The 26,673-nt window shown below is 64.6% G+C and carries 25 protein-coding genes, 1 tRNA gene and 4 pseudogenes; 12 read left to right on the top strand and 18 right to left on the bottom strand.

What is annotated here, in order from left to right:
* Positions 1–78: 78 nt before the first annotated feature.
* A complete protein-coding gene (locus AC5V87_RS01455; RefSeq protein ID WP_456841822.1) occupies positions 79–369 on the bottom strand; it encodes a 4a-hydroxytetrahydrobiopterin dehydratase in 291 nt (96 codons plus the stop codon).
* Positions 370–521: 152 nt separating this feature from the next.
* Between AC5V87_RS01455 and AC5V87_RS01450 the strand changes: the two genes are divergently transcribed.
* On the top strand, positions 522–1,967 hold the full coding sequence (locus AC5V87_RS01450; protein WP_495369777.1) for a TAXI family TRAP transporter solute-binding subunit: 1,446 nt from the start codon (positions 522–524) through the stop codon (positions 1,965–1,967).
* Between the two features lie 173 nt (positions 1,968–2,140).
* Positions 2,141–3,688 carry an alkaline phosphatase D family protein gene (locus AC5V87_RS01445; RefSeq protein ID WP_495369776.1) on the top strand — a complete coding sequence of 516 codons (1,548 nt, stop codon included), beginning with the start codon at positions 2,141–2,143 and terminating at the stop codon, positions 3,686–3,688.
* 22 nt (positions 3,689–3,710) lie between these two features.
* On the opposite strand, the gene AC5V87_RS01440 is transcribed toward AC5V87_RS01445, so the two are convergent.
* Positions 3,711–4,118, bottom strand: a complete 408-nt coding sequence (locus AC5V87_RS01440) for a response regulator (protein ID WP_495369775.1) — start codon at positions 4,116–4,118, stop codon at positions 3,711–3,713.
* Positions 4,119–4,279: 161 nt separating this feature from the next.
* Here AC5V87_RS01440 and AC5V87_RS01435 point away from each other — a divergent pair, with 161 nt between their 5' ends.
* The 6 genes and pseudogenes from AC5V87_RS01435 to AC5V87_RS01410 all read left to right on the top strand — a co-directional run bounded on the left by AC5V87_RS01435 (position 4,280) and on the right by AC5V87_RS01410 (position 11,109).
* Positions 4,280–5,044, top strand: coding sequence for a Crp/Fnr family transcriptional regulator (locus tag AC5V87_RS01435; protein WP_456841818.1), 765 nt, complete (start codon positions 4,280–4,282; stop codon positions 5,042–5,044).
* Positions 5,045–5,114: 70 nt separating this feature from the next.
* Positions 5,115–5,831: a prolipoprotein diacylglyceryl transferase family protein gene (locus tag AC5V87_RS01430; RefSeq protein ID WP_495369774.1), complete on the top strand. Its 717-nt coding sequence runs from the start codon at positions 5,115–5,117 to the stop codon at positions 5,829–5,831.
* The gene (locus AC5V87_RS01425; RefSeq protein WP_495369773.1) at positions 5,812–7,257 is read left to right on the top strand and encodes a radical SAM protein; all 1,446 of its coding nucleotides are present in this window, start codon (positions 5,812–5,814) and stop codon (positions 7,255–7,257) included. Before AC5V87_RS01430 ends, AC5V87_RS01425 begins: the two co-directional genes overlap by 20 nt.
* Positions 7,254–7,536, top strand: a pseudogene (locus tag AC5V87_RS01420) (hypothetical protein). The gene AC5V87_RS01425 and the pseudogene AC5V87_RS01420 overlap by 4 nt, the downstream one beginning before the upstream one ends.
* A gap of 239 nt (positions 7,537–7,775) precedes the next feature.
* Positions 7,776–9,602 carry a translational GTPase TypA gene (gene typA / locus AC5V87_RS01415; protein ID WP_456841814.1) on the top strand — a complete coding sequence of 609 codons (1,827 nt, stop codon included), beginning with the start codon at positions 7,776–7,778 and terminating at the stop codon, positions 9,600–9,602.
* A gap of 259 nt (positions 9,603–9,861) precedes the next feature.
* On the top strand, positions 9,862–11,109 hold the full coding sequence (locus AC5V87_RS01410) for a flavin monoamine oxidase family protein (RefSeq protein ID WP_456841813.1): 1,248 nt from the start codon (positions 9,862–9,864) through the stop codon (positions 11,107–11,109).
* A gap of 4 nt (positions 11,110–11,113) precedes the next feature.
* On the opposite strand, the gene AC5V87_RS01405 is transcribed toward AC5V87_RS01410, so the two are convergent.
* From AC5V87_RS01405 to AC5V87_RS01390, 4 genes and pseudogenes are all read right to left on the bottom strand, one after another.
* Positions 11,114–11,521, bottom strand: a complete 408-nt coding sequence (locus tag AC5V87_RS01405) for a thiol-disulfide oxidoreductase DCC family protein (RefSeq protein ID WP_495369772.1) — start codon at positions 11,519–11,521, stop codon at positions 11,114–11,116.
* A 256-nt stretch (positions 11,522–11,777) separates the two neighbouring features.
* Positions 11,778–12,068: pseudogene (locus AC5V87_RS01400) on the bottom strand (NAD-dependent epimerase/dehydratase family protein); the annotation flags it as partial.
* Positions 12,069–12,076: 8 nt separating this feature from the next.
* A pseudogene (locus AC5V87_RS01395) lies at positions 12,077–12,543 on the bottom strand (DUF2269 family protein).
* Positions 12,540–13,439, bottom strand: a complete 900-nt coding sequence (locus tag AC5V87_RS01390) for an alpha/beta hydrolase family protein (RefSeq protein WP_456841810.1) — start codon at positions 13,437–13,439, stop codon at positions 12,540–12,542. Before AC5V87_RS01390 ends, AC5V87_RS01395 begins: the two are co-directional and overlap by 4 nt.
* Positions 13,440–13,706: 267 nt before the next feature.
* On the opposite strand from AC5V87_RS01390, the gene AC5V87_RS01385 reads away from it, so the two are divergent.
* On the top strand, positions 13,707–14,216 hold the full coding sequence (locus AC5V87_RS01385) for a GNAT family N-acetyltransferase (RefSeq protein ID WP_456841809.1): 510 nt from the start codon (positions 13,707–13,709) through the stop codon (positions 14,214–14,216).
* A gap of 193 nt (positions 14,217–14,409) precedes the next feature.
* Positions 14,410–14,943: an inorganic diphosphatase gene (gene ppa / locus AC5V87_RS01380; RefSeq protein WP_456841808.1), complete on the top strand. Its 534-nt coding sequence runs from the start codon at positions 14,410–14,412 to the stop codon at positions 14,941–14,943.
* A gap of 97 nt (positions 14,944–15,040) precedes the next feature.
* Here ppa and folD read toward each other — a convergent pair whose 3' ends face one another.
* The 3 genes from folD to AC5V87_RS01365 are packed head-to-tail and all read right to left on the bottom strand — an operon-like array spanning position 15,041 to position 16,585.
* Positions 15,041–15,925 (bottom strand): bifunctional methylenetetrahydrofolate dehydrogenase/methenyltetrahydrofolate cyclohydrolase FolD, encoded by an 885-nt coding sequence (gene folD, locus AC5V87_RS01375; RefSeq protein ID WP_495369771.1) that lies wholly within the window; start codon positions 15,923–15,925, stop codon positions 15,041–15,043.
* A gap of 9 nt (positions 15,926–15,934) precedes the next feature.
* Positions 15,935–16,279, bottom strand: a complete 345-nt coding sequence (locus tag AC5V87_RS01370; RefSeq protein WP_495369770.1) for a DUF167 domain-containing protein — start codon at positions 16,277–16,279, stop codon at positions 15,935–15,937.
* A 15-nt stretch (positions 16,280–16,294) separates the two neighbouring features.
* Positions 16,295–16,585, bottom strand: a complete 291-nt coding sequence (locus AC5V87_RS01365; protein ID WP_495369769.1) for a YggT family protein — start codon at positions 16,583–16,585, stop codon at positions 16,295–16,297.
* A gap of 201 nt (positions 16,586–16,786) precedes the next feature.
* On the opposite strand from AC5V87_RS01365, the gene AC5V87_RS01360 reads away from it, so the two are divergent.
* A tRNA-Ala gene (locus tag AC5V87_RS01360) sits at positions 16,787–16,862 on the top strand.
* Positions 16,863–17,000: 138 nt separating this feature from the next.
* On the opposite strand, the pseudogene AC5V87_RS01355 reads toward AC5V87_RS01360, so the two are convergent.
* The 7 genes and pseudogenes from AC5V87_RS01355 to AC5V87_RS01325 all read right to left on the bottom strand — a co-directional run.
* Positions 17,001–17,105: pseudogene (locus AC5V87_RS01355) on the bottom strand (enoyl-CoA hydratase); the annotation flags it as partial.
* Positions 17,102–17,896: a glutamine amidotransferase gene (locus AC5V87_RS01350; RefSeq protein WP_456841804.1), complete on the bottom strand. Its 795-nt coding sequence runs from the start codon at positions 17,894–17,896 to the stop codon at positions 17,102–17,104. The pseudogene AC5V87_RS01355 and the gene AC5V87_RS01350, both read right to left, overlap by 4 nt.
* A 184-nt stretch (positions 17,897–18,080) precedes the next feature.
* Positions 18,081–18,860 (bottom strand): SDR family NAD(P)-dependent oxidoreductase, encoded by a 780-nt coding sequence (locus tag AC5V87_RS01345; RefSeq protein WP_495369768.1) that lies wholly within the window; start codon positions 18,858–18,860, stop codon positions 18,081–18,083.
* Between the two features lie 226 nt (positions 18,861–19,086).
* Positions 19,087–19,587 carry a tellurite resistance TerB family protein gene (locus tag AC5V87_RS01340; protein ID WP_495369767.1) on the bottom strand — a complete coding sequence of 167 codons (501 nt, stop codon included), beginning with the start codon at positions 19,585–19,587 and terminating at the stop codon, positions 19,087–19,089.
* A 231-nt stretch (positions 19,588–19,818) separates the two neighbouring features.
* The gene (locus AC5V87_RS01335) at positions 19,819–21,228 is read right to left on the bottom strand and encodes an adenylate/guanylate cyclase domain-containing protein (protein ID WP_495369766.1); all 1,410 of its coding nucleotides are present in this window, start codon (positions 21,226–21,228) and stop codon (positions 19,819–19,821) included.
* 50 nt (positions 21,229–21,278) lie between these two features.
* Entirely contained in the window at positions 21,279–22,649 is a 1,371-nt protein-coding gene (locus AC5V87_RS01330) for a cytochrome P450 (protein WP_495369765.1), read from the bottom strand.
* 35 nt (positions 22,650–22,684) lie between these two features.
* Positions 22,685–24,055, bottom strand: coding sequence for a hydrolase (locus AC5V87_RS01325; protein WP_495369764.1), 1,371 nt, complete (start codon positions 24,053–24,055; stop codon positions 22,685–22,687).
* A 138-nt stretch (positions 24,056–24,193) separates the two neighbouring features.
* Here AC5V87_RS01325 and AC5V87_RS01320 point away from each other — a divergent pair, with 138 nt between their 5' ends.
* Positions 24,194–25,882: an MFS transporter gene (locus AC5V87_RS01320; protein WP_456841799.1), complete on the top strand. Its 1,689-nt coding sequence runs from the start codon at positions 24,194–24,196 to the stop codon at positions 25,880–25,882.
* 40 nt (positions 25,883–25,922) lie between these two features.
* On the opposite strand, the gene AC5V87_RS01315 is transcribed toward AC5V87_RS01320, so the two are convergent.
* The gene (locus AC5V87_RS01315; protein ID WP_495369763.1) at positions 25,923–26,138 is read right to left on the bottom strand and encodes a cysteine rich repeat-containing protein; all 216 of its coding nucleotides are present in this window, start codon (positions 26,136–26,138) and stop codon (positions 25,923–25,925) included.
* Between the two features lie 186 nt (positions 26,139–26,324).
* The gene (locus AC5V87_RS01310) at positions 26,325–26,618 is read right to left on the bottom strand and encodes a hypothetical protein (protein ID WP_495369762.1); all 294 of its coding nucleotides are present in this window, start codon (positions 26,616–26,618) and stop codon (positions 26,325–26,327) included.
* Positions 26,619–26,673 lie beyond the last annotated feature (55 nt).

Here is a 26,673-nt window from a genome sequence, read left to right as displayed (position 1 = left end):
CAGGGCGGCAGATCGCCGCATCCGTCGCTGATCACAAGATGGGGATGCTGCCGGCCTCGGCAAGATGTAAGCCCGGTGTCAGCCGGCGATGGCGTTCATCTTTTGGGCGAGCTCGATATCGAGCCTGGTGACCCCGCCGGCGTCGTGGGTGGAGAGCACCACCTCCACGGTCTTGTAGACGTTCCTCCATTCGGGGTGGTGGTCCATCTTCTCGGCGACCAGCGCGGCGCGGGCCATGAAGCCGAACGCCTCGTTGAAATCCTTGAAGACAAAGGTCTTCGCGATGGCGTCGCGGCCCGGGACCTCCGTCCAGCCCTGTATGGCGCCCAGCGCCTGCTTGCGTGCTTCCGCCGTCAGCCGCTCTGCCATGATCGCCTCCGTCGTTCAGGGGAACTTTACCCTAACACCGTGCCTACGGCCCGGGTTCACCGGGGACTGGGCCCATCCGCTAACCATGACGGAGATGTAACCCCTCCGGACAAGAATTTTGCTACAATTACGGGCGTAAGTCGCCGGCCGAGATGAAACTGAGCCTCAAGCGCCTGTTCGGGAGATCGATGACCGGGGGATTGGACCTGGCCGAAGCGCCCAACTCGACGTCGCCGCGATCAGCGGCGCGACGTACCGCGCTTGTCTCTCTCGCATTGGTGCTCGCGCTCATCGGCGCGATCACCGGCGGCTATTATTTCGCGATGCGGCCGGTGACGCTGAAGATCGCGGTCGGCCCCGCCAACAGCGATGACATCAAGCTCGTGCAGACGCTGACGCAGGCTTTCTCGCAGAACAAGAGCTATGTGCGGCTGCGGCCGATCCAGACCGACGGCGCCACCGCCAGCGCCCAGGCGCTTGCAGAGAGCAAGGTCGACCTCGCCATCGTGCGCGGCGACGTCGACGTTCCCAAGAACGCGCAAGCGGTCGCGACCCTGCGCAAGAACGTCGTGGTGCTGTGGTCCGTGCCCGGCAAGGGCAAGAAGAAGGGCGCGAAGATCACCAAGATCGCGCAGCTCGCCGGTCATCGCGTCGGCGTGGTCGGCCGCACCCAGGCCAACGTCAATCTGCTCAAGGTGATCCTGCAGCAATACAGCGTCGATCCCGCCAAGGTCGAGATCATCCAGTTCCCGGCCAATGAAGCCGCCGAGGCGATCAAGGCCCAGAAGGCCGATGCCTATCTCGCCGCAGGCCCCGTCAACAGCAAGATCACGGCGGATGCGATCGCGGCCTCCGCCAAGGACGGTGGGACGCCGACCTTCCTCGCAATCGATTCCGCCGACGCGATCGCGCAGAACCATCCGGTCTATGAAGCCGCGGAGATTCCCGCCGGCACTTATGGCGGCTCGCCCGACAGGCCCGAGGACGAGGTCAAGACCATCAGCTTCTCGCACCACATCGTGGCGCGCAAAGGTATCTCCGAAACCACCATCGCGGCATTCACCCGGCAACTGTTCGCCGTGCGCCAGCAATTGGTGACGGAATTCCCGCTCGCGGCGAAGATCGAGACGCCCGACACCGACAAGGACGCCGTGATCCCCGTGCATCCCGGCGCCGCCGCCTTCGTCGACGGCGAGGAGAAGACCTTCCTCGACAGGTACAGCGATTACATCTGGTGGGGCCTGATGGCCCTGTCGGCCATGGGCTCGCTCGGCGCCTGGTTCGCGGGCTATCTGAAGAAGGACGAGCGCGACAACAACAGCCATCTGCGCGAGCGTCTGCTCGACATGATCGCGGCCGCGCGCAAATGCGAGACGACCGAAGAGCTCGACCAGATGCAGACCGAGGCCGACGACATCCTGCGCGACACGCTGCGCTGCTTCGATCACGGCGCGATCGAGGAAGCCGCGCTCACCGCCTTCAACATCGCGCTCGACCAATTCCACGCTGCGGTTGCCGACCGCAAGGCCGTGCTGTTCAGCCTGTCGCAGAACCTGCAGCGTACGGGCGCTCAGTTCAGGGCCGCCGGCAACGCATAAGAGCTTGCGCGCGTAATTGCTGCGTCACATTGTCTCAATATAGCTTCCGCTGTCATTCCGGGGCGATGCGTCAGCATCGCATCCAGAATCTCGGGATTCCGAGTCCGGTGCTCGCGCACCATCCCGGAATGACGGCGCGAGATACGCACGAGACAGCCAGCCGCGAGCCAGCCATGAAGATCAAATTCTCCCGCCGCCGTTTCCTCAGCACCAGCGCCGGCGCGCTTGGCGCGATCGCGATGCCCCGTCTGTCGCGCGCGGCCGACCGGCCGGCAGTGACCCATGGCGTACAATCGGGCGATGTCACCGTCGACGGCGGCGTGGTGTGGGCGCGCACGGACCGGCCGGCGCAGATGCTGGTCGAGGTGGCGACGACCGAATCGTTCAAGGACGCCCGCGCGCTGCCGCCAATCGCAGCCCTTCCCGAGAGCGATTTCACCGCCAAGATGCTGCTGGAGAATCTGCCGGGCGGCCAGGATATTTTCTACCGCGTCCGTTTCCGCGATCTCTCGCACACCGCGATCGAGGGCGAGCCGGTGGTCGGCCGCTTCCGCACCGCGCCAGCCGACCGCCGCGATGTCAGCTTCGTCTGGGGCGGCGACGTCGCGGGCCAGGGCTGGGGCATCAATCCCGATGACGGCGGCATGTTCACCTTCTCGGCGATGCGCAAACATCGTCCGGACTTCTTCCTGCATTCCGGCGACACCATCTATGCCGACGGCCCGATTCAATCCGAGGTGAAGCTAGCGGACGGCAAGATCTGGAAGAACATCACCATCCCCGAGAAGGCCAAGATCGCGGAGACGCTGGACGAATACCGCGCCGCGCACAAATACAATCTCACCGACGACAATGTCCGCGCCTTCAATGCCGAAGTGCCTATCTTCGTGCAGTGGGACGACCATGAGGTGACCAACAACTGGTCGCTGTCGAAGGAGCTGCCGGCGACTTACAAGGTGCGCGATATCTCGCTGCTCGCAGCGCGCGCCGGCCGCGCCTTTCACGAGATGTATCCGATGCGCGAGAGCATCGTCGAGCCGGGCCGCGTCTATCGCAAAATCTCCTACGGGCCGCATCTCGACGTGTTCGTGCTCGACGAGCGTAGCTATCGCGGCCCGAACGGCGCGAACCAGGAGACGGCGTACGGGCCGGCGGCGTATTTCCTCGGGCCGGAGCAGATGGCATGGCTCAAGCGCGGACTGCTCAATTCGCGCGCGACCTGGAAAGTCATTGCCTCCGACATGCCGCTCAGCCTGATCGTCTATGACGACGCGGCCAACAAGAAGGGCTCGGAGGCTTTCGCGCAAGGCGACGGCCCGGTGCGCGGTCGCGAATTCGAGATCGCCGACATCCTGCGCTTCATCAAGATGGCGCCGATCAACAACACAGTGTGGCTCACCGCAGACGTGCACTACGCCGCGGCGCATTATTACGATCCAAACAAGGCGCAATTCCAGGAGTTCGAGCCGTTCTGGGAGTTCGTCTCGGGCCCGCTGCACGCCGGCACGTTCGGCCCGAACGAGCTCGACAATACGTTTGGACCCGAGGTGCGCTTCGTTAGGGCGCCCGGCCCCGACAAGCAGAACCTGCCGCCCTCGGCCGGCATGCAGTTCTTCGGTCACGTCAAGATCGACGGCGCCTCCGGCCAGATGACGGTGACCTTGCGCGACCGTGCCGATGTCGCGCTGTGGTCGACCACGCTCGATCCGAAGCTTGCCTGAAGGGACGGGGACGGGGGCGCGATCAGGCGCCCCGCGAGCGCAGCGCGGCCTCCAGCGCCTCGCTCGAGCAGGGCTTTTGCAGCCGGGGCCTTGCCTTGAACTCGGCCGGGATCTGGGTTTCGGCGCCGTAGCCGGTCACGAAGACGAAGGGGATTTGCGCGGCCGCCAGCCGCTCGGCGACGGCAAAGCTTTTCTCGCGGCTCAGCTCGACATCGAGCAGCGCGAAATCCGGCGCACGCCTGGCGATCGCATCCAGCGCCTGCGCGACCGATCCGACGCTGCGCACGCTCTTTGCGCCAAATCCAAGCAGGCGGTCCTCGAAATCGATGGCGATGATGGGATCGTCCTCAACGATCAGGATATCACTGGGAATATCGGCCGAGCCGTTCGGGGAGGCAGGTATCATGGTGCCGGCTATCGAGGGCTGCATGTCTTTGTCCGTTAGGCAGCCTCTGTCCGATGCCTGCGCCCAGCGCATCGGAGGGTTCCAGGAACGAAACTCACCACAGAACAGTTTCAACGTCTGTCCACTTGTGCACACAGCCAGGACGCGGAGCTCGCTAAGGTCGACAGGAGAGCAGGGGATCGACGATGGACGCGCGCATCAGCACGACAAGCGAGGTCAACACCAGGCCTGTCAACAATCTGCTGCGGCGCTTGAATGCGGCGGATTACGCGCTGCTGGCGCCGCACCTCGCCGTTGACCAGACCGCGGCGGGCGAGCTGCTCTACAATCCCGGCGACAACGTCCAGGTCGTGCACTTTCCCTGCGGGCCATCGCTTGCGACTTTTCTCGTCCCCAATGAAGACGGCCGTGACGTCGAGACCATTCTGGTTGGCCGCGAGGGCGCGGTCGGCGGCATCGTCAGCGAGGGATTTCTGCCGGCCTATACTCGCATCTGCGTCAAGTTCGGCGGGCCGTTTGCGCGCATTCATGTCGGCAAGCTCGAAGCGGCCAAGCAGCGCTCGCCGTCACTGCGCAACATCTTTGCCCGTTACGCGGACTGCATGCTGGCGCAGATATTCCAGTCCACCGCCTGCAACGCCATCCACTCGATCGAGCGGCGCACGGCCAAATGGATTCTGGCGGCGATGGAGCGCACCGGCGACGAGAGCAGCGTGCCGCTGACGCACGAGCAGCTCGCGACGCTGCTTGGCGTCGGTCGCAGCTATGCCAGCCGCGTGCTTCAATCGTTCAGGGCGGAAGGCGTGCTCGACACAAGGCGCGGCTCGATCCTGGTCCGCAACCGCGACGGCCTGCGTCTGCGCGCCTGCCTGTGCAACGACGCCGTGAAGATGCACTTCGAGGAGGTGCTGCGGGGGGTGTATCCGACCGAGGAGCGGGAGGCCAGCTAACGCCATCTCTGGCGTGCAAAAGCGGCGGTGTACTATCCCACGCCGCCGGGACCTGCTCTAATATCCCCGCATGAGCGGGGCTTTTCTTCACACGGTGTTCGATATCGCGGCGTGGCTGGCGGCGGCAGCCGCCGTTTACTGGTTGTCGCGACAGGGTTTGCGGTTTCCCGCGCAATCGTTCGAGCTGCCCTACATCGCCGCGCTGGTGTTCGGCGCCGGGCTTGGCGCCTATCTGTTCGGCTCGGTCAATCTGTGGCTGTCGGGGCAGAGCGGCCTTGCGCGCTCGGTCGAGGGCGCGCTCGCAGGCGGCATCGTCGCAATCGAGCTCTACAAATGGACCGCAGGGATCGCCGTGCGCACCGGCGCGCGGTTTGCCCTGCCGCTGGCCCTCGGCGTCGCGATCGGGCGGCTCGGCTGCTATTTCGCCGGCCTCGACGATTTCACCTATGGCACGCCGACGACATTGCCCTGGAGCCATGATTTCGGCGACGGCATTTTGCGGCATCCCGTGCAGCTCTACGAGAGCGCGGCGATGGCCCTGTTCGCGCAGCTCTATGTGCTGGCGGTCGTGAACCGGAATGCGTTCGTGATCACCAATGGTTTCTACCTGGTTCTCGCTTTTTACGGAGCGCAGCGCTTCCTGTGGGAATTCCTCAAGCCTTATGGCACGCTGATCGGGCCCTTCACGCTGTTTCATCTGCTGTCGCTCTCCATCCTGCTCTACGCCGCCGTCATGCTGGCGAGGGCGCCCCAAGCGAGGCCTGTGCATGAACGCGCCGCCGCGTAAGTCGCGCCCCTACATCTTCTGGGGCCAGACTCAATCCCTCTGCGAGATCTGCCTGAAGCTGGTGCCGACCAAGATCCAGATCCTCGACAACGAGGTCTGGTACGAAAAGCGCTGCCGGGAGCACGGCGTTCAATCGACGCTGGTGTCCACCGACGCGGCCTATTGGCGCCTGTGCAAGGATTTCATCAAGCCGGGCGACCGGCCGTTGCAATTCCAACAGCGCACCGAATTCGGCTGCCCCTATGATTGCGGCCTCTGTCCCGACCATGAGCAGCATTCCTGCCTCGCGCTGATCGAGATCACCGAGCACTGCAATCTCACCTGCCCGGTCTGCTTCGCGGATTCCGCACCGGCCCGAACGAAATTCACCCCGCTCGCGACGGTCGAGAAGATGCTCGACGCGCTGGTCGCCAGCGAGGGCGAGCCCGATCTCGTGCAGATTTCCGGCGGCGAGCCGACGCTGCATCCGGATTTCTTCGAGATCCTCGACGCCGTGCGCGCCCGTCCGATCCGCCATGTCATGATCAACACGAACGGCCCGCGCATCGCCCGCGAGAAGGACTTCGTGGCGCGGCTCGCCGAGAACAGGCGGGGGCTGGAGGTCTATCTCCAGTTCGATTCGCTCCAGCGCGATGCGCTGATCAATCTGCGCGGCGCGGATCTGCGGAAAATCCGCCAGCAGGCGCTGGAGAATCTCGAATATTACGGCGTGTCGACCACCCTGGTGGCGACCATCAAGCGCGGCATCAACGACGGCGAGATCGGCGACATCGTCCGCCATGCGCTCACCTGGAAGTGCGTGCGCGGCGTCACGCTCCAACCTGTGCAGGATGCCGGCCGCAACGAGAATTTCGACAAAACAACCGACCGCATCATGCTGTCGGAGATCCGCAACCGGGTCGTCGAGACCGGCGTGTTCGGCGACAAGGACATGATCCCGCTGCCCTGCAATCCCGAGAGCATCTCGATCGGCTATGGCCTGCGCAACGGCGAGAAGGTGCTGCCGCTGGCGTCGCTGATCCCGCAGGAGCAGCTGGTTGCGGTGATGCCCAACACCATCAGCCCGGAAAAATATGCGATGCTGCGGGAAAAGTTCATCGACTTGTTCTCGCTGTCGTCGGGCCCGCTCAACACGTCCGAGCGTGTCTGCGAGCTCTTGTGCTGCCTGCCGAGCTTCGAGGTGCCGCAGGAGCTGACTTACGAGAACGTGTTCCGCGTCACCGTCGTGCAATTTCTCGACCGCTTCAATTTCTGCGTCGGCAACGTCAAGCGCTCTTGCATCCATTTCGTAACCGAGCAGGGCGCGATCATCCCGTTCGACACCTACAATCTGTTCTATCGGAACGGCGCGATCGGCCGGATTCGGGCCGAGCTCGAAGGTCAGACCTATCGCGAGGCAAGGCAGAGCGAGGAGGCACCACGATGAGCGACACGCCACCGCCGGTTCTGTCACCCCTGCCGACGCCCAAGGCACGCAGCGGCTGCCTGACCGCGCTTATGGTGATTTCGGGGGTGATCCTGCTGCTGCCGGGTCTGTGCGCACTCTTGTTCGGCGGAATCTCCATCTCCGAGGGGGGGCAAGATCGATTCGGACATCGCGCCGCTGGTCTTCCTGGGACTGGTGGTCGGCATCGGAGGCGTCGTCCTGATCTGGGCGGCGATCAAGGGGCGGAAGGCTCCCGCCCATCCCGGAACACAGGCTTAAGCCCCGGGAATCCCCGGACAAAATTCAGTCAACCAAGCAGCAAAGAACACATTGTTTTTTGGCGGTTTTTGCATATATTGCGCCGCAAACGCGTAGGGTGCCCGGTCGAGCTGACCGGGCTTCCTTTTTGGGCGAAGCAGGCCCCGTTTTCCACGTTTCCAGCGTTGTCCGTGAAGAGGTCCCGGTCCGACCGGCGAGATCGCGCTTAACCCATTGTTCGACCGCAAAGAAGCTCACTCATGAACCTCCGCAACGTCGCCATCATCGCCCACGTCGACCACGGCAAGACGACCCTGGTCGACAAGCTCCTCCAGCAGTCCGGCACGTTCCGCGAGAACCAGAAGGTGACCGATCGCGCCATGGACTCCAATGACCTGGAGCGCGAGCGCGGCATCACCATTCTGGCCAAGGCGGCCTCGGTGCAGTGGAAGGACACCCGCATCAACATCGTCGACACCCCCGGCCACGCCGATTTCGGCGGTGAGGTCGAGCGCATCCTGAACATGGTGGACGGCGCCCTGGTGCTGGTCGACGCTGCCGAAGGCCCGCTGCCGCAGACCAAGTTCGTGGTCTCCAAGGCGCTCAAGGTCGGCCTGAAGCCGATCGTCGTCATCAACAAGGTCGACCGCCCCGATGCGCGCCCGACCGAGGTTATCAACGAGGTGTTCGACCTGTTCGCGGCGCTCGACGCCAGCGAGGAGCAGCTCGACTTCCCGATCCTCTACGGATCGGCCAAGCAGGGCTGGATGGCGGATAGCCCCGAGGGTCCGCAGGACAAGGGCATGGAGCCGCTGTTCGACCTGGTCCTGCGCCACGTCGCGCCGCCGAAGGTCGAGGAAGGCCCGTTCCGGATGATCGGTACCATCCTGGAGGCCAACCCCTATCTCGGCCGCATCATCACCGGCCGCATCTCCTCAGGCACGCTCAAGCCGAACCAGCAGGTCAAGGTGCTCAACGCCGACGGCAAGCTGGTCGAGTCCGGACGTATCACAAAAATCCTGGCGTTCCGCGGCCTCGAGCGCACCCCGCTCGATGAAGCCGAAGCGGGCGACATCGTCGCAATCGCGGGCCTCACCAAGGGCACGGTCGCCGACACCTTCTGCGATCCGACCGTTGAAGTGCCGCTGCCGGCACAGCCGATCGACCCGCCGACCGTGTCGATGTCGTTCATCGTCAACAACTCCCCGCTGGCCGGCACCGAAGGCGACAAGGTGACGAGCCGCATGATCCGCGACCGTCTCTTGCGCGAGGCCGAAGGCAACGTCGCGCTGCGCGTCGTCGAATCCGCCGACAAGGACGCGATGGAAGTCTCGGGCCGCGGCGAATTGCAGCTCGCGATCCTGATCGAGACCATGCGCCGCGAGGGCTTTGAGCTCTCGGTGTCGCGTCCCCGCGTGGTGTTCCAGAAGGATGAAGCGACCGGCGCCACGATGGAGCCGATCGAGGAGGTCGTGATCGACGTCGACGAGGAGCATTCCGGCGTCGTCGTGCAGAAGATGAGCGAGCGCAAGTCCGAGCTGATCGAGATGAAGCCCTCGGGCGGCAACCGTCAGCGCCTGGTGTTCTACGCGCCGACCCGCGGCCTGATCGGCTATCAGGGCGAGCTGCTCACCGACACCCGCGGCACCGCGATCATGAACCGCCTGTTCCACGGCTACGCGCCGTACAAGGGCGAGATCCAGGGCCGCCGCAACGGCGTCCTGATTTCCAACGACCAGGGCGAAGCGGTGGCCTACGCCATGTTCAAGCTGGAAGACCGCGGCCCGATGATGATCGAGCCCGGCTGGAAGGTCTACAAGGGCATGATCGTCGGCGAGCATACCCGCGACAACGATCTCGAGATCAACGTGCTCAAGGGCAAGCAGCTCACCAACATCCGTACGACGTCGAAGGACGAAGCGGTGCGCCTGACCCCGCCGATCCGCATGACCTTGGAAAAGGCGCTCGCCTATATTGAGGACGACGAGCTGGTCGAGGTCACCCCGAAGTCGATCCGCCTGCGCAAGAAGCACCTCGACCCGAACGAGCGCAAGCGCGCGGAAAAGGCCAAGGAAGCGGTGGCGTAAGCTACCGCTCTCACGCAGTGCCGTAGAGTGGGCAAAGCGCAAGCGTGCCCACCACTTGAGAATGGTGGGCACGGCGCAAGAGTGCCTTTGCCCACCCTACGAAGTTGTCATTCCCCGCGAAAAGCGGGGAATACAGTACACCGCGGCCTCTCCGTACTTCACAATCGTCTCTGGAATACTGGATCACCCGCCTTCGCGGGTGATGACACCTGACTTGTGGTGCCTTTAGCGCGTATTACAGACGTGCTAGAGCCCACCCATGAGCTCGTTTCCCTCCTCCGTCGACGTTGCGATCATCGGGGCTGGTGCGGCCGGCCTCGGCGCCGCGCATGCGCTTGATGGCTCGGGCCTCTCCGTGATCGTGCTGGAGGCGCGGGGCCGGCTCGGCGGGCGCGCCTGGACAGTGCAGGCTTCGCCTGACGTCACCTTCGACGTCGGCTGCGGCTGGCTGCACTCGGCCGACAAGAATTCCTTCGTCGGAATTGCCAAGCGGCTCAAGTTCGAAATCAACACCGATCTGCCGCCCTGGGGCGATCGCGCCTTTGGCGATGCGTTTCCGGAAGCCGCGCGCAAGGAGTTCGTGCGCGCGATCGACGAATTCTACGAGCGCCTCTGGGAGGCGGCGGAGGAAGGCGAGGATGCGCCCGCTGCCCGCTACCTCGAGCCGGGCAATCGCTGGAATCCGATGATCGACGCGATCTCGACCTATGTGAACGGCTGCGAGCTCGACCAGGCTTCGGTTCTCGACATGGAGGCCTATGAAGACACCTATTTCAATTGGCGCGTGCGCGCCGGTTACGGGACGCTGATCGCCGCCTATGGCGCGCCATGCCCGGTCGCGCTGAACTGCGAGGTCACGCTGGTCGACCATTCCGGCAAGCGCATCCGTCTCGCGACGTCACAGGGGACGATCGAGGCCGCAAGCGTGATCGTGACCGTGCCGACCAATCTGATTGCCGACGAGGCCATCCGCTTCTTCCCGGCGCTGCCCGTCAAGCTCGATGCGGCGCGCGGCCTGCCGCTCGGCGTCGACGACAAGGTGGTGCTGGCGCTGGAGGATGCGGACGAGTTTCCAATCGAAGGAAACCTGCGCGGCGCCACCATGCGTACCGAAATGGGCACCTACCACATCCGACCGTTCGGCCAGCCCTGCATCGATGGATTTTTCGGCGGCCGCTTCGCGCGCGAGCTGGAGGATGCGGGCGAGGGCGCCTTCGCCGCACAAAGCATCGACGAGATCGCTGCCTTTCTCGGCAATGACATCAGGCGCAAGCTGAGGCCGCTGCGCGAATCGCGCTGGGCCCACGATCCCTTTGCCCGCGGCTCCTATTCGCACGCGCTGCCCGGCCATGCAGGCGATCGCGCCGTGCTGGCGGCGCCGGTCGATGGCCGGCTGTTCTTTGCCGGCGAAGCGACATCGCCGAACTTCTTCTCGACGGCCCATGGCGCGCGGGACAGCGGGGAGCGGGCAGCGAAGGAAGTGCTGGCGGCTCTCGCCAAGCAGTAACGAACTACTCGATCACCCGCGCCCGCAGATCGGCATCAGGCACGAAGCAAGCGTCGTACTTCCCGAAGATGCGGTAGCGGTTGCGCGCGATAACGCTGTAGATCGAGTCCCGCAGCGGCTTCGGCACGATGAACAATGCACGCATCCAGCCCCAGCCGGGGAGTTGCGAGAGCACCGTCAGCGCGGCGTCCGACTTCATAAACACCTCGCCGCCGTGGACGACGGCATTGGTATCGGGATCATCAGGATCGATGCCGAATGTGCGCGCCAGCCGTGCGCCATAATCCGACTGGATCGGCGTGAAACGAAACCGCTTCGCCGTGTCGCGCTTGGCGACGAACCGCACCCAGCGCGAGCAGAAGATGCAGACGCCGTCGAACAGAATGACATCGTCATCGGGCCATTTGCTCATTGGGCTCTCTTTTTGCCGCGTTTCGTTCACGCGAACCGGGATCCACTTCGCTCGAAAACCCTATCGGTTGTCCAGCATCGAGAGCGCGACCAGCATCAGCACGATCGCCGGCCCGGTCTTCACCAGCGCGCCGAGCAGCTCGATCCAGAGGTCGGGCGTAAGGATCGCTGCGCCCACCATATAGCCAAGCGAAGCAACAATGCCCGCGACGAGCCCGATCGCAGCGGTGCGACGGAAGGCGATCAGCACGAGGCGCGCGCGCGACGAAATCGCGGTGCACGGCATTGGTGTCGCTGCCGGGCCCATCCTGGAGCACGCCGAGACAGTTGACGACGACATCCACCGCCTGCTCGCTGAAAAGACGCATCAAGGCGGCGGCATTGAGCGAGAGGATCGGCAGCTCGAGATCCAGCGCGCTCATCTTCTGCGCCGGCGACAGGTTGCGCGCCACGCCGACGACACGAAAGCCCCGCGCGCGCAGATCGTCAGTGACGAAGCGGCCGATCAGGCCGGAGGCGCCGAGCACCAGAATGGTCCGCTCGCTCATCGCTTCTCTCAAAATGATTTGGCGATCATCAGCCACAGGATCAGCATCGTCGCGCCGAAGCCGGGGAAGCCGAATGCGAACCAGCGGCGGAACAGGATGAAGTAGCGCTCGGGCAGCGAGCTGCACTGATCGGCGGCCTTGCGCGCGAGATCGCGCATCTCGATCTGCATGAAGATGACGGGGACCCAGAACAGGCCGGCAAAGATGTAGAGCGCGAGCGAGGCCAGCAGCCACCGCTCGGTGATCGGGGTCGCCGACAGCATCATCAGCAGGCCACCCGTGAGCGGCTGGAGCAGCACGGCCGACAACGTGAAGATCGCATCCGCGATCACCACCACCGACGCGGTGCGGGCGATGAACGCGGCATCGCGTGTCCGATGCGCCATCAGCATGAAAAGGCGATGCCGGTTCCGGTGCCGAGGATGACGACGGCGCCGAGCACATGGACGAATTTGACCAGGAAATACAGCATCACGGCTTCTTCGTCGCCACCGGCTTTGGCGGGTTCAGCGCGCGCGCGAGTTCGCTGCTCACGGCTTTGACGCCGGCCTCGGTCTCGATCATCCAGTGACCCTCGCTGCCGACGGCGGGTAATGTGCGGAAGTCGGCCTTGCCGCCGCTGGAGCGAAACGCAGCAGCCAAGACTTTCGAGAATGGCGGCGCAAAATAGCTGTCGTTGGCCGCAACGAGCGAGGTAACCGGAATCCGCGCGCTCTTGCCGAACTCAGCTGCTGCCGCAAGGAGCGTATGCGGCGCGCAAATCCGGTTCGGCTCATCATTGGCATGGCCACCGCGGCCCGGCGCGAACGCGATGATCGCAGCGACCGCGTTCGGATCGGCGTTGGCCAGCGCCAGCGCGCCCCAGCCGCCGGCGGAATGGCCGATCACGACGGCTGCATCCTTGCGAATGAAATCCTGCTTTCGCAGGAATTCCAGTGCACGCGAAATTTCGTCCGCCGTTGCGCGGCCGGAGCGCGCGTAATCCGCCTCGTCGCAGCCGCCCTGGTCCTCAACATAGCGGCCGGCGGTCGCACCATGGCCGAGCCGCTCTGGCACCAGCACGGCAAAGCCGCGCGCGACGAGAAAGGCCGTGAGCGCGCGGTATTCCGGCTGCGGCATTTGCGCGCGACGCAGCACGTTCTGCGTCGAGGCATGCGCGATCACTGCGAGCCGGAATGGACCGGCGCCGGCTGGACGAAACAACAACGCATGCGCGGGAATGTCGGCTTCGGGCGACGGCACACGCCATTGTTGCCGGCGAAACGGTTCGCCTTCTTCGCCCGATGCGCCGAACGTGACCTCAGCACACAGCGGCGCCGCGGTCAGCAAGGCCAACACAGGCAGGAGAGCGAGAGCGTTGAAGAGCCGCATGAATTGCCAAAAGCGAACACGGACAACTAACAGCGAGACTAGTAGGAACGAATCATTCTGGGCGGACTTTCTGCGCTGCCATCGCCACTCGTTCGTTGCCGCAAGCCAGTTTTGCACCGACGTATGGCATTGCGACGCCATTCGAACTGGCGTCTTGTCTTTTTTCGGTACAACATGGTTCAAATACTGATGCACAAAGTCCACACGTTAACCGATAATTAACGATAGGTCTTGCCGCCGGCGCGGCGACTTGGTTTGATCACGCCCATGAGCACAACCCTGATCGAGGTCCGGCCGGCCAAAGCTGCAGATGCAACTGCGGTGGCGTCCACCCATGACGAAGCCTGGCGTTCCGCCTATCAGGGCATCATTCCCGGCGGCGAGCTGGAGAAGCTGATCAACCGCCGCGGCCCGCAATGGTGGGACAGCGCGATCCGTAAGGGCAGCCGCGTCAGCGTGCTCGTGTTCGGCGACAAGATCGCAGGCTATGCGAATTATGGCCGCAACCGCGCCCGCAGCCTGCACTTCGACGGCGAGATCTACGAGCTTTACCTGCGTCCCGAATTCCAGGGCCTCGGCTTCGGCCGCCGCCTGTTCGCCGCCGCCCGCCGCGACCTGATGCAGAGCGGCCTGAAGAGCATGGTTGTGTGGGCGCTCTCGGATAACGATCCCGCGACCGAGTTCTACCGTGCCCTGGGTGGCCGGATGGTGGCGCGCTCCTCCGAGCGTTTCGGGCCGAAGTTGCTCGACAAGGTTGCCTTCGCTTGGACCAACTAAAGATTGGACCAATTGAGCTGCTGAAAGAGTAGCCGGCAGCCTTTTCCCTCCGCCGATACCGCCAGCCTTTTCGCCGGTGATCGCCGGATTCATTATTTCACAAAAACACGATGGATCGGCGGGCCAAGCCCGCGTATGACAGCGCCAAATCGCTGCCGGGCGCGATTTAACCTCGGCAATAACGGAGCCTTGAATGCGTATCGATGCAGTCTCGATCGGGAAGAACGTCCCCCACGACGTCAACGTGATTATCGAAGTACCCGTGGGCGGCGAACCGATCAAATACGAGATGGACAAGGAGGCCGGCACGCTGGTGGTCGACCGCTTCCTGTACACGCCGATGCGTTACCCCGGTAACTACGGCTTCATCCCGCACACACTGTCCGACGATGGCGATCCCTGCGACGTGCTGATCATCAACACCCGCGCCATCATCCCCGGCGCCGTCATGAGCGTGCGCCCGGTCGGCGTGCTGTTCATGGAAGACGAGGCGGGCGGCGACGAGAAGATCCTGGCGGTGCCGTCATCGAAGCTGACGCAGCGCTACGACAAGGTGAAGTCGTATTCCGACCTGCCCGACATCACGCTGCAGCAGATCCAGCACTTCTTCGAGCACTACAAGGATCTCGAGAAGGGCAAGTGGGTGAAGATCCTGCGCTGGGGCGGCCCGGAGGAAGCGCACAAGCTGATCCTCGAAGGCATCGAGCGCCAGAAGAAGAAGGGCTGATCGTCATTCCGGGCGCGCGTCAGCGCGAACCCGGAATCCAGAGATTGGGGCGCGGGATTCCGGTTCGATGCTGCGCATCGCCTCGGAATGACACTCGTCATACCGCCGGCTTCGGCAGCCCTGCGATCGCGCACGCGGCGCGCAGCGTATTCACCAGCAGGCAGGCCACCGTCATCTGGCCGACGCCGCCGGGCACCGGTGTCACCGCGCCGGCAACGTCAAGCGCTTCCTGATAGGCCACATCGCCGACAAGCCGAGTCTTGCCGTCCTCCTTCGGAATGCGGTTGATGCCGACGTCGATCACCGTCGCCCCCGGCTTCAACCAGTCGCCGCGCACCATCTCCGGCCTTCCGACTGCGGCATAGACGAGGTCGGCGCGCTTCACGAGGCCGGGCAGATCGCGCGAGCGCGAATGCGCAATAGTCACAGTGGCATTCTCGTTCAGCAGCAATTGCACCAGCGGACGCCCGACCAGGTTGGAGCGGCCGATCACGATGGCGTTCAGGCCTTCAAGCGAGGCGTGCACGCTCTTGGTCAGGGTGATGCAGCCGAGCGGCGTGCACGGCGACAGCGCCTCGAAGCCGCCGGCGAGCCGGCCGGCATTCTTCGGATGCAGGCCGTCGACATCCTTGGCGGGATCGATCGCGTTGATGACGGCCTCGGTGTTCAGCCCCTTCGGCAGCGGCAGCTGCACCAGGATGCCGTGCACGGCCGGATCGCGGTTGAGCTTTGCGACGAGCGCCAGCAGATCTCCTTGCGACACGTCAGCCGGCAGCTTGTGCTCGAACGAGGCCATGCCTGCGGCCTGCGTCTGGGTGTGCTTGGAGCGGACATAGACCTCGCTGGCGGGGTCGTTGCCGACCAGCACGACGGCAAGGCCCGGCACCAGATTGTGCTCGCGCTTGACCCGCGCGACCTCGTCGGCGACGCGTGCACGGAGCTCCGCGGCGATGACTTTTCCATCGATGATCTTGGCGGTCATGTCAGTTCCTCAATCTGTCGATCTGGCCGAGACGAGCTGGCGCAGGGCTTCCCCGAGCCGCGCCGGGTCGCCATCGACCGTGATCTGCTTCAGCCGCGAGGTGGCTCCCGATTGCAGTTTTACGCTGGCCTTGGGCACCCCGAGCGATTTCGCCAGCAGCACCAGAACGGCCTTGTTGGCCTCGCCGCCATCGGCGATTGCGCGTACCCGTACCTTGAGCACGCTGCGGCCGTCGGCCAATTGCTCGATCCCCTCGATATCGTCGCGACCGCCGCGCGGCGTCACCCGCAGCGCGATGCTGATTCCGGCGGCCGCGTAGCGCCAGGGTTCCCTAAAGGCGTCTTTGGCAACCAAGGCGCTCCAGCCTGCTCAGATCACGTTGGGGTAGATGTAGTACAGAATCACCCGCTCGATGAACATGATGACTAGAATCACGATGATCGGCGAGATGTCGAGGCCGCCGAGGCTCGGCAGGAAACTGCGGATCGGCGCCAGGACCGGCTCGGTGATCCGGTACAGGAACTCCGCCACCGCCGACACGAACTGGTTGCGGGTGTTCACGACGTTGAAGGCGATCAGCCAGGACAGGATCGCGGAGGCGATCAGCAGCCAGACGTAGAGGTCGAGCACGATGATGACGATGTCGAGAACGGCACGCATGGCTTTTAAGACTCTGGCTTTGAAAACTCTGGCTGCGGGTGGGATTGACGTCTTGCGCTAGATATCGGTTCCCCCCGGCCCAAACAAGGGAAGTCGGTGCCGGGATGGCTAAAACCGGGTTACACGCGTCCTTGACTTGACCTTGGCGGGGACTTAAATGGCGCCCGGTTGTCGGCCGCGTTTACCAGAGCGGCCAGCAAAGGGGCCATAGCTCAGCTGGGAGAGCGCGTCGTTCGCAATGACGAGGTCGGCGGTTCGATCCCGCCTGGCTCCACCAGCCTTCGCAGGCTGCGCCTGCTTCGGCTCGGCAAGCCCTATCGTAGCGAAGGCTGCCGCGGCGTAGCCCGAAGGGCGAAGAAAGACGGGCTGTCTCAGCCATCAACGATCTCCGAAAATATCCAAACCACTCAGGTTACGCGTAGCGCACATCGCGCGCCATGATCGGCGCCCAGGCGTTCATGTGATCGGGACGATTGAGCGTAATGATCGCGATCTTGTCGCTCACCGAAGGCGCGATCACTCGGCGGCTTGCGCCAGCAGCGGCCGACGCGCCAGCCAGCCGTCGATGAAATGATCAAGCCAGGCGCGTTCAGCTACGTCATACACGGCACGATCCGCGAAATGATGATGCCGCTCGCGCGCGCCGGGCGCGCTGAGGCCGTCATAGCCGCGCGTGGTCCAGCAATGCATCATCGCGTAAGTCACGTCGGGGTGGAACTGGACACCGAAGGCATTGCCGGCGCGGAACGCCTGGATCGGAAAATCATCGCCTTCCGCCAGCAATTCGGCGCCTCGCGGCAATTCGAAGCCTTCGCGATGCCAGTGATAGACCTGCGCCGGCCAGTCCGGGCAGAGCGCCCGACCCGCAGCGGTCGGTCGGATCGGATAGTAACCGATCTGGGTCAGCGCCTGCGCATGCGGCGCGACGCGGGCACCGAGCTGCATCGCCAGCATCTGCGCACCGAGGCAAATGCCGAGGAACGGCCGCTGTTCTCGGAGCGGAATTTCAATCCAGTCGATCTCGCGGCGGATGTAGTCGTCGGAATCATTGGCGCTCATCGGGCCGCCGAAGATCACGGCGCCGGCATGCCGGTCGAGCGTTTCGGGCAAGGGATCGCCGAACCGGGGACGGCGGATGTCGAGGCGGTGGCCGAGCGCGCGCAGCGCATTGCCGACGCGGCCGGGTGTCGAGGATTCCTGATGCAGGACGATCAGCACCGGCAATCGGAGTTCGGAGGCGGCGGCACGCGACGCCCTGTTTCGGAAGGGCACCAGTTCTGCGCCACCAAACCTGTCCGTCCGGAACGACATGGCCTCTGCGAGTGCTATCGGATCCAGTTCGCCAGCATAGCTAAGCGAAGGTTAACATCGTGTGAGTTCGCGCACACGCGCCTTGAGATTAAAGCAAGCTCCGGGCCAGTACGGGGGCGCTCAAAGCGTTTTCGAGCGAAGTGGACACCGGTTCGCGCGAAGAAAACGCGTCAAAACAGCAAATCTAATGCCGCTGCCGCTGAAACCGGCTGGTGGCGAACAGGATGAAGGCGCGCGGGAAGAATCGCAGCGCGATCGGCACGATCTTGATGCCGAGGCCAGGCAGCACTGCCCGTTTGTTGGCCATCAGACCGCGATAGGCCTCACGTGCGACCTCACTGGCCGACACGTTGAGCAGGGCCGTATCATGTCCGGTGCCGACGCCGGCGCGTGCCTGGAATTCGGTCGGCACCGGACCCGGGCAAAGCACGGTGACGCGAACGCCGCGCGGCGCGAGCTCCGCTCGCAGCGCCTCGGTGAGGGAAATCACATACGCCTTGGACGCGTAGTAGACGGCCATGCCAGGGCCGGGCAGGAAGCCGGCGACCGATCCGACATTGAGCAGGCCACCCTTGTTCCTGATCAACTGATCGGCGAAGCGCAGCGACAAATCGGTCAAAGCGCGGACATTGACATCGACGATGCCGACCTGCTCATCGCGGTCGCGCTCGACGGCATCGCCAAACACGCCGAAGCCGGCATTGTTGACGAGATGATCGAGCTCGACACCCTCGGCCGCAAGTGCCGCGGCGATCCTCTCGCCGGCGTCGGCGTCCTGGAGATCGCAGACGATCACAATCGGCTTCTTGCCGTATTTCGAGGACAGCTCGTCCGCGAGCGCCTCGAGCCGGTCCGCCCGCCGCGCCGTCAATGCAAGGCGGTGGCCGTTGGCGGCGAACACGCGCGCCAGCTCCGTGCCTATTCCCGCCGAGGCACCGGTGATCAACGTTACCCGCTCAGTCACGATCGACGTCTCTTGAATTGAAGTGTTTTGGCCCCGCAATGGCGGAACGAGAGCATAGGCCGTACGTGACAGGCAAGCGGCGCCGGCAGCATGGCTGCTTGAACCGGCGACGGGAGTGCAGGAAAGCCGCGGAATTTGCAGGTGAATCCGGCCCCGGCGCGGCGCGGTTACATTAAAGTTTCGTCATGTGCTCGGTACAACCGGGAGGCGGCGGGGCCGAAACGGCTCAGCCGCCGATCGCGTCGTCCTTGACCTGACCGCCGTTTTGGCCAACAGCGCGCTCGGCGATGGCATGCTTCAGCTCGATGCGGTCGCGCTGGGATACCCCGAGCAGGTCGGAGGCGCGCCAGACGACGTTGTCCTCGAACTCGGTGACCTGGCCGTCCGCATAGACCAGCTCCCACATCATCCGGACGATGCGCTTGCGGCCCTCTTCGTCGAGCGAGCGCATGATGACACTGGTGAAATGATAGAGATCGACCGCCTCGCCCTCGACCTGGGTCGCATCCGCGATCAGCCGGTCCGCGGTGCCGCGATCGAGCCCGAAATGGCTTTCAATCAGGCTGTGCAGCTTGCGCTGCTCGGCCGCCGTCGGCTGGCCGTCCAGTGAGACCACGTGGACCAGCAGCGCGGTCGCGGCCAGGCGATAATCGCTGTCGTCGAAGGTGCGATTCTGGTCGTGCGGGGCGACGATGTCGGCGATGAATTGGCGCAGGCCGTCAAGCATATAAGGTCCTACCGAATTCGATGACGCCGCAACAAGCGCGGCCTTTACCAGCATTATATGATCGGGAAACTCAACCGGCGCAATGTGCGTCAGTTCCGCGCGCCGCATTACGTTTCGGCAATCCGTTCGCTGTCATTCCGGGGCGCGCGCGGCGCGAACCCGGAATCTCGCGCTACAATTTCAGGATTCCGGGTCTGGCCTACGGGCCATCCCGGAATGACGGATGATCCCTCACGGTATCTCGTACACCACCATCTTGTCGGCGATGCCGCGCAGCGCGGCCTGCTTCTGGATCGGCTTGATCGCGCGCCGCTCCAGCACCTCGGCGACCGCGGGGGCATCGAGCACCGGGCCGGTGATGTGGATCTCCTGCGCGGTCGACAGGCTCTGCACGCGTGCGGCGATGTTGACGGTCTGGCCGAAATAATCCTGCCGCTCGTTCAGCATCACCGCGAGGCACGGTCCTTCATGGATTCCGATCTTGAGAACGAGGTCGTTGGCGCCGCGCTGCGTGTTGAGCTCGTCCATCGCCGCGCGCATGCGCAGTCCCGCGGTGATCGCGTGCTCAGGCCTGACGAAGGTTGCCATGACGGCATCGCCGATCGTCTTCACGACAGCGCCCTTCTCGGCGGCAATGATCTCCAGCAGCGCGCGGAAGTGCGCACGGACGAGGTCGAAGGCGCTGAGATCGCCGACCCGCTCGTACAGCGCCGTCGACCCTTTCAGGTCGGTGAACAGGAACGTCAGTGACGTGATCTTCAAGCGCTGGTCGACATTGAGATTGTCGGCCTTGAAGACGTCGCGGAACGTCTGGTTGGACAGCATCCGCTTGGCGGTCAGGATCGGCTTGCGCTTGCCGATCATCTCGTGCAGCGCGTCGGCGGCAATCCAGACCGAGGGCAGCACGCGATTGCCCGATTGATTCTCGAGCGTGAGCCGCAACGGCCCGGGACGCATCACGGTGGTCCCGGTCGGCGCCTCCAGCTTGTTGAACATGATCGAAAGCTGCTGACGTTCGCTCGTCGGCTCGCCCTGGACGTCCAGGAAATGCGCAGAATGTGTGACCGGCTCGAAGACGATGATGAACTGGCTCGGCAGATTCAGCGAGAGGATCGCCTTTTCGCCTGCAGGCAATTCGAGTGCTTCGAGTGTCGCTTCGTTGATCAGGCGCGAGAACGATTCTTCGTTGATGTCGACGCCGGAGCTCCAGAACATCTGCCGCACATATTCCCAGATCGGCAACGTGTCGGGATCGTGAGCACCGATGCGGCGGACCTGCGGGCTGACGGTGAAAGCCACTTCGACCATCTCGTCGACGGACGCCTCGTATCCAGCCGCGCAGAGCGCGCAGTTGTAGTCTTCGTGCTTCAGTGACTTCAGTGTCGTGTGTGCACCCAGAACCCCTCCGCAGCCGGGACACAGCACGTTCCAACTCATGTCGAACAAGCCGAGCCGCGAGGCATGCAGGAATCCGGAAATGACCTTCTCCTGATCGAGCCCGGTACGGTTGGCGAAATCCAGCGCATTGATGCGGTTGAGATCGCGATCGTGACCGCTGGCGATCAGCTGCGCGATGGCCTCGACGACGGCGGGATCGGCGGTCTGCTTCAGAACGGAGAACTGGGCCTGGATGTCGCTCATGGCGCAACTCTATCTTTCTTGGATCACGCCGTCGGCCAAGCCATCGCCTGTCAACGACGCGTGATGCGGAACATGGGTGAGTGGTCCGGCTGGGTCGTGACGACGCCGAGCGGAATCACGGGATTGGTCGTATCGACGAGCTCGACCCGGAAGGCGCCGATCAGGCGCGCCAGCGCCAGCACGGATTCGGCCTGCGCGAACGGCGCGCCGACGCAGACGCGCGGTCCCGCGCCGAACGGCAGATAGGCGAAGCGATCGGGCGCCTCCGCCGACATGAAGCGTTTGGGAATGAACGCATTCGGCTGGTCCCACAGCTTCTCGTGCCGGTGCAGCAGCCAGGGCGCGATCATGATGATGTCGCCCTTGCCGATCTCGACGCCGGCTGCATTATCCTTGTCGCGCGCGGCCCGCGCGACCAGGAAGGCGGGCGGATAGAGCCGCATCGTCTCCTCGATCACCGCGCGCGTGAATTTCTGGCGATCGATGTCGGCCATGCTGTCGAGGTGCTCGCCGCGCGTCTCGAGCGCCACCTCCTCCTGCGTCTCCGGATCGAGCGCGAGCAGATACAGCGCCCAGAACAGCGCGGTCGCGGTGGTCTCGTGACCGGCGAGGATCATGGTCGCGACCTCGTCAACGAGCTGCTCGTCGGAAAAGCCCTTGCCGGTTTCGGGATCGCGCGCGGCGTCCATGAGATCGAACAGGTCGCGCGGCGGCGCGTCCGCCTTCTTGCCCGCGGCGCGCCGCTCGGCGATCAGCATGGCGACGAATTCGGTCCAGCGCTTACGGAAGCGGGCGCGGGCAAGATCCATCGGGGTCGGCCAGGACACCGGCAGCACCATATCGAGGAAATAGGGCCGTCCCAGCCGATCGGCGTATTCCATGACGAAGTTGCGCAACGTCGGCCCGTGCCGATCCATCCCGAACGAGAACATCGTGCGCCCGGCGATTTCGAGCGTCATGCGCTGCATGATCTCGCGCAGATCGACCGGCTCGCCCGTGCGGGTATCGAGCTTGGCGATGGTCTCATCGAGCACCGCGGTCATGTGCGGAACGAGGTTCGCAGTCGCGCGCGGCGTGAAGGCCGGCGCAAGCGTGCGGCGCTGAAACGTCCAGGAATGGCCTTCCGCGATCAGCAGGCCGTCGCCGAGCACGGGGCGCAGCATGCGGATGCCGGCCGGCGTGCGCGTGTAATTCTCATAATTGCTGAGCAGCACGTGCCGGATCGCATCCGGCTGGTTCAGGATGAAACTGTTGCGGAGAAAGAAGCGGCCCTTGATGACCTCTTCCTCATAGGCGCGCTGGCCCCAGGTTGCGATCATGTTGCGCCTGATCACGGCGACCCGGCCGAGGAACGACATCTCGTCGGGCGCACGCGGCGGTGCCGGAGGGACGATGGGCCGACGCACGCTGGCGATGTTCATGGCTCCCTCCCGAGAGATATGGCGCAGGTAAATAGCTAGTAAGTCAGCTCGGCAATCGCAATCCTGTTCTCGGCGGCAGGCCAGAGCCGTGCCACAATCCGTTCTTCGCCAAATTGGGCCACGATGTTACGCCCAACCTCGCTGGCCGGAAGACGCAAGGTTGCTGCCGCATCCGTGGGCACGCCCGGCTTGACGTCGGCTGGCTCCTTGCCGTCGAACAGCACCACGTCCCGCGGCAGGCCGAAATAGCCGCGCGGACGCGACATGATCACGACCGCGCCGGCATCCTTGTCTGCCGGGCCGAGCGGGCGCCCGGGCCTGAGGTGCACGACATCGGACGAGCGCGGGAAAGGCGAGCGGTAGATGTGTGTCGTCGGCGCCTCCGGCGAGGTCAGGACGAATTCGAGCGACCATGACGGATCGACCTGCGCCACGCCCCAGCGGCCGTCCGTTCCGGTCTTCGCGCTGAGCACCGCGTTGCCACTACGCTCACCGGTTTGGGGATCGACGCGGAAGACATCGACGGTTGCACCCACGACCGGACGATTGGTCGGCACGCCGCCCGGCGTGCCCGTCACGAGGCCGCTCAGCCTGACGCTCGGCTCCGGCACGATCGCGATCCGCGTCGGCTCGCGTCCCGCGATGAATTTATAGATCTCGCGGAAAGCGCGCGGATGGAACGCCACCTCGCGATGGTCGAGCGCGCCGAGCACGAGATTGGTGGCGCCCTTCAGCTCCGGCCCCTCGTTGGTAACATTGGTCGGCGTGCCGGGCTTTCCGATGAAGCGGCCGTCGGCTTGCGCATATTTGTCCATGCCGTCGCTGCGCAAGGTGAGGAAGGCAACGCCCGGCGTCACCTCGCTGTCGCCCTCGTTCAGGCCACGCAAAAACGGGCCACGGCCGTTGAACTCGTTGTTGGGCTGATCGTCGGTTGCGAACACGCCGTGATTGGGCGTGCCGCACAGCACGGCATGGCTGACACCGCCGACGCCGCCGCTTTTGATGACGTTGCGGATCGCATTGCCGCCGCGCGAGCTGCCGACCAGTGCCACGCGCGCCGCGCCAGTCCGGTGCTTCAGGTCTGCGATGGCGGCGGCTAGCTCGCGGCGCTGGTCTTCGGTCGAGGAGCGGCCGGCCTGCTCGACCTTGTCGTCGCTGCGCGCCAGGGGATCGGTGAAATTGATCGCCATCATGCGATCGCGCGCGATGCCGTTCGATTCCATCCGCCACAGCGTCGTCATCCAGAGCGCGTCGTAGTCGCCATTGCCATGGACGAACAGGATTGGCGGCACCTCGACGTTCTGCGCCACGGGCGCGGTCTGGGCCAGCGCCCCCATCCGCAAGCTCGCAACCGCGAAAGGCAGGCCGCCCACCCCTTGCAGGATTGTTCGTCGCGATAGCTTCATCTGTTCCTCCCGGCGAAACCTTCAGTCTTGCACCGCTTATACCGGCCTAACCACTGGACAGCGAAGGACTTTCGCGGGCATCACTGGTCTTGCCGAAATCATCCAAGACCACGTCTGCCAGCCCATATGGAAGGGGATATGACCGAGCAGCCGAACCGTCAGAAAATTGCGGCCGACGGCATTACCGCGCCGCTGCGCTACACCGTGTTCCGGCGCATCTGGCTCGCCAGCCTGCTCTCCAATCTCGGCCTGTTGATCCAGGGCGTGGGCGCGGCCTGGGCGATGACGCAGATGGCAGCGTCGGCCGACCAGGTGGCGCTGGTGCAGACCGCCTTGATGCTGCCGATCATGCTGATCTCGATGCCGGCCGGCGCGATCGCCGACATGTACGACCGCCGCATCGTCACCCTGGTCTCGCTCGCGATCGCGCTGACCGGCGCGTCCGCGCTGACGATGCTGGCCGGGCTCAAGCTGATCACGCCCGAGACGCTGCTTGCCTTCTGCTTCGTCGTCGGCAGCGGCAACGCGCTGTTCGGACCGGCCTGGCAATCCTCGGTCAGCGAGCAGGTGCCGCCCGAGGCATTGCCGTCGGCGGTCGCGCTGAACGGCATCAGCTACAACATCGCGCGCAGCTTCGGCCCCGCGGTCGGCGGCGTCATCGTCGCGGCGCTCGGCGCGGTGGCGGCGTTCGCCTGCAACGCGATCCTCTATCTGCCGCTGCTGGTGGTACTGCTGCTCTGGCGGCGCGTGGTCGAGCCGTCGCGACTGCCGCGCGAGAAGCTCAACCGCGCCATGGTGTCCGGCTTCCGCTACATCACCAATTCGCCGCCGATCAAGATCGTGCTGCTGCGCACATTGGTGATGGGCCTGATCGGCGGCGCCGTCATGGCGTTGATGCCGCTGGTCGCGCGCGACCTCTTGCATGGCGGCGCGCAGACCTACGGCATCATGCTCGGCGCCTTCGGCATGGGCGCGGTCGTCGGCGCGCTCAACATCCACGAGCTGCGCAAGCGCATGAGCGGCGAGGCTGCGATCCGCGCCTGCACCATCTCGATGGCGTTCGCGATGGCCGCGCTTGCCGTGAGCACGGAGCCGGTGCTGACGGCCACGGCGCTGGTGCTCGCTGGCGCAGTCTGGATGGCGGCGGTCGCGCTGTTCAACATCGGCGTACAGCTCTCGGCGCCGCGCTGGGTCGCGGGCCGCTCGCTCGCGGCGTTCCAGGCCTCGATCTCCGGCGGCATCGCGATCGGCGCCTGGGGCTGGGGCCATCTCACCGACTATGCCGGCGTCGAGGTCGCGCTGCTGGTTGCCGCCGGCCTGATGCTGGTCTCGCCGCTGCTCGGGATCTGGCTCACGATGCCGCGCGTCGGCGCCCGCAACGAGGATGCCGACGTGCTGGCCGACCCCGAGGTGAAGCTGTCGATCACCGGGCGCAGCGGACCGCTGGTGGTCGAGATCGAATATCGCGTGTCCCAGGAGAATGCGCGCGCCTTCCACAACGTCATGCAGGACGTGCAGCTCTCGCGCCAGCGTAACGGCGCCTATGGCTGGTCGATCGCGCGTGACATCGCCGATCCCGAATTGTGGACCGAGCGCTATCACTGCCCGACCTGGTTCGACTATTTGCGCCAGCGCAACCGCGCGACCCTGTCCGAACGCGCGCTGCATCAGCAGGCGATCGATTTCCACATCGGCCCCGAGCCGGTGCGCGTCCGCCGCATGCTGGAGCGGCCGTTCGGCTCGGTACGCTGGAAGGAAGAGACGCCGGACCGCGCAAGCAAGGAAGTGCTGCCGGTGGTCGCGACCGCGGCGGGGAGCAGCACGTAGATCTCGGGACGCGCCGTCAAGCGCGAATCCGGAACGACAGTCACTGCCCGTGGTCGGTCAGTACCTTGTCGCAGGCCTTGCTGAGGCGGGAGCGGTTCTGCTTGAGGCAGGCGAGCACGGCACCATCGCCATTGTTCATCACGGCGCGGCAGTGACGGCTGACATCACGCGCGCAGGCATCATGCCCGGGCTGCTGCTGCGCGGACGCAGCCGATGCGCACAGGATCAAAGAAACAGTGAGAAGAAATCTGGTCATCGCGTAATGCCTCAACCCGGAACAAAGTGCGGCGAAGCTAGTGCGACGACCCCTCAGCCGCAACGGCTTTATTGGCAGGCTGAGCTTATAGGTTGATTGGCGCTGCCGCGTGTACCCCGGCTTGACGCCGGGGCACGGCATACAGGGAGCTCGGGCATCGCAACGCTTGCGGCGTTGCGGGCTCTCTTACTGACTGTCCTGGGCGTCAGCGACCTTGCGTGAGGCGTCCTTGGCGAGGTCCTTGTCCATCACCGCGCGGCAGCCGGCGCTCAGGTCGGAGCGATGCTTCATCATGCACGCGGTGATCTTCGGGATGTTGGGGATTTCCGCCGAGCAGAGGCGGAAGGCATCGCCGGTGCACATCTGCTGCGCCTCGGACGAGAAGGCGAAGCTCGAGGTCGCAGACGTGATGGAGACGATCGCGGCAAAGCCCAGCGCCAGGCTGGCGTCGCGGATCTTGGCCGAAAAGGACTTGGTCATTTGAAGCTCCCATTGGCACCGCGGACAGCGGGCCGGTTGTTGATGGGACCTACGA

Source organism: Bradyrhizobium sp. SOJA106 (assembly GCF_059448745.1).
The sequence above is the reverse complement of the archived record's forward strand: the minus strand, read 5'-3'. Positions and strand labels throughout refer to the sequence as shown.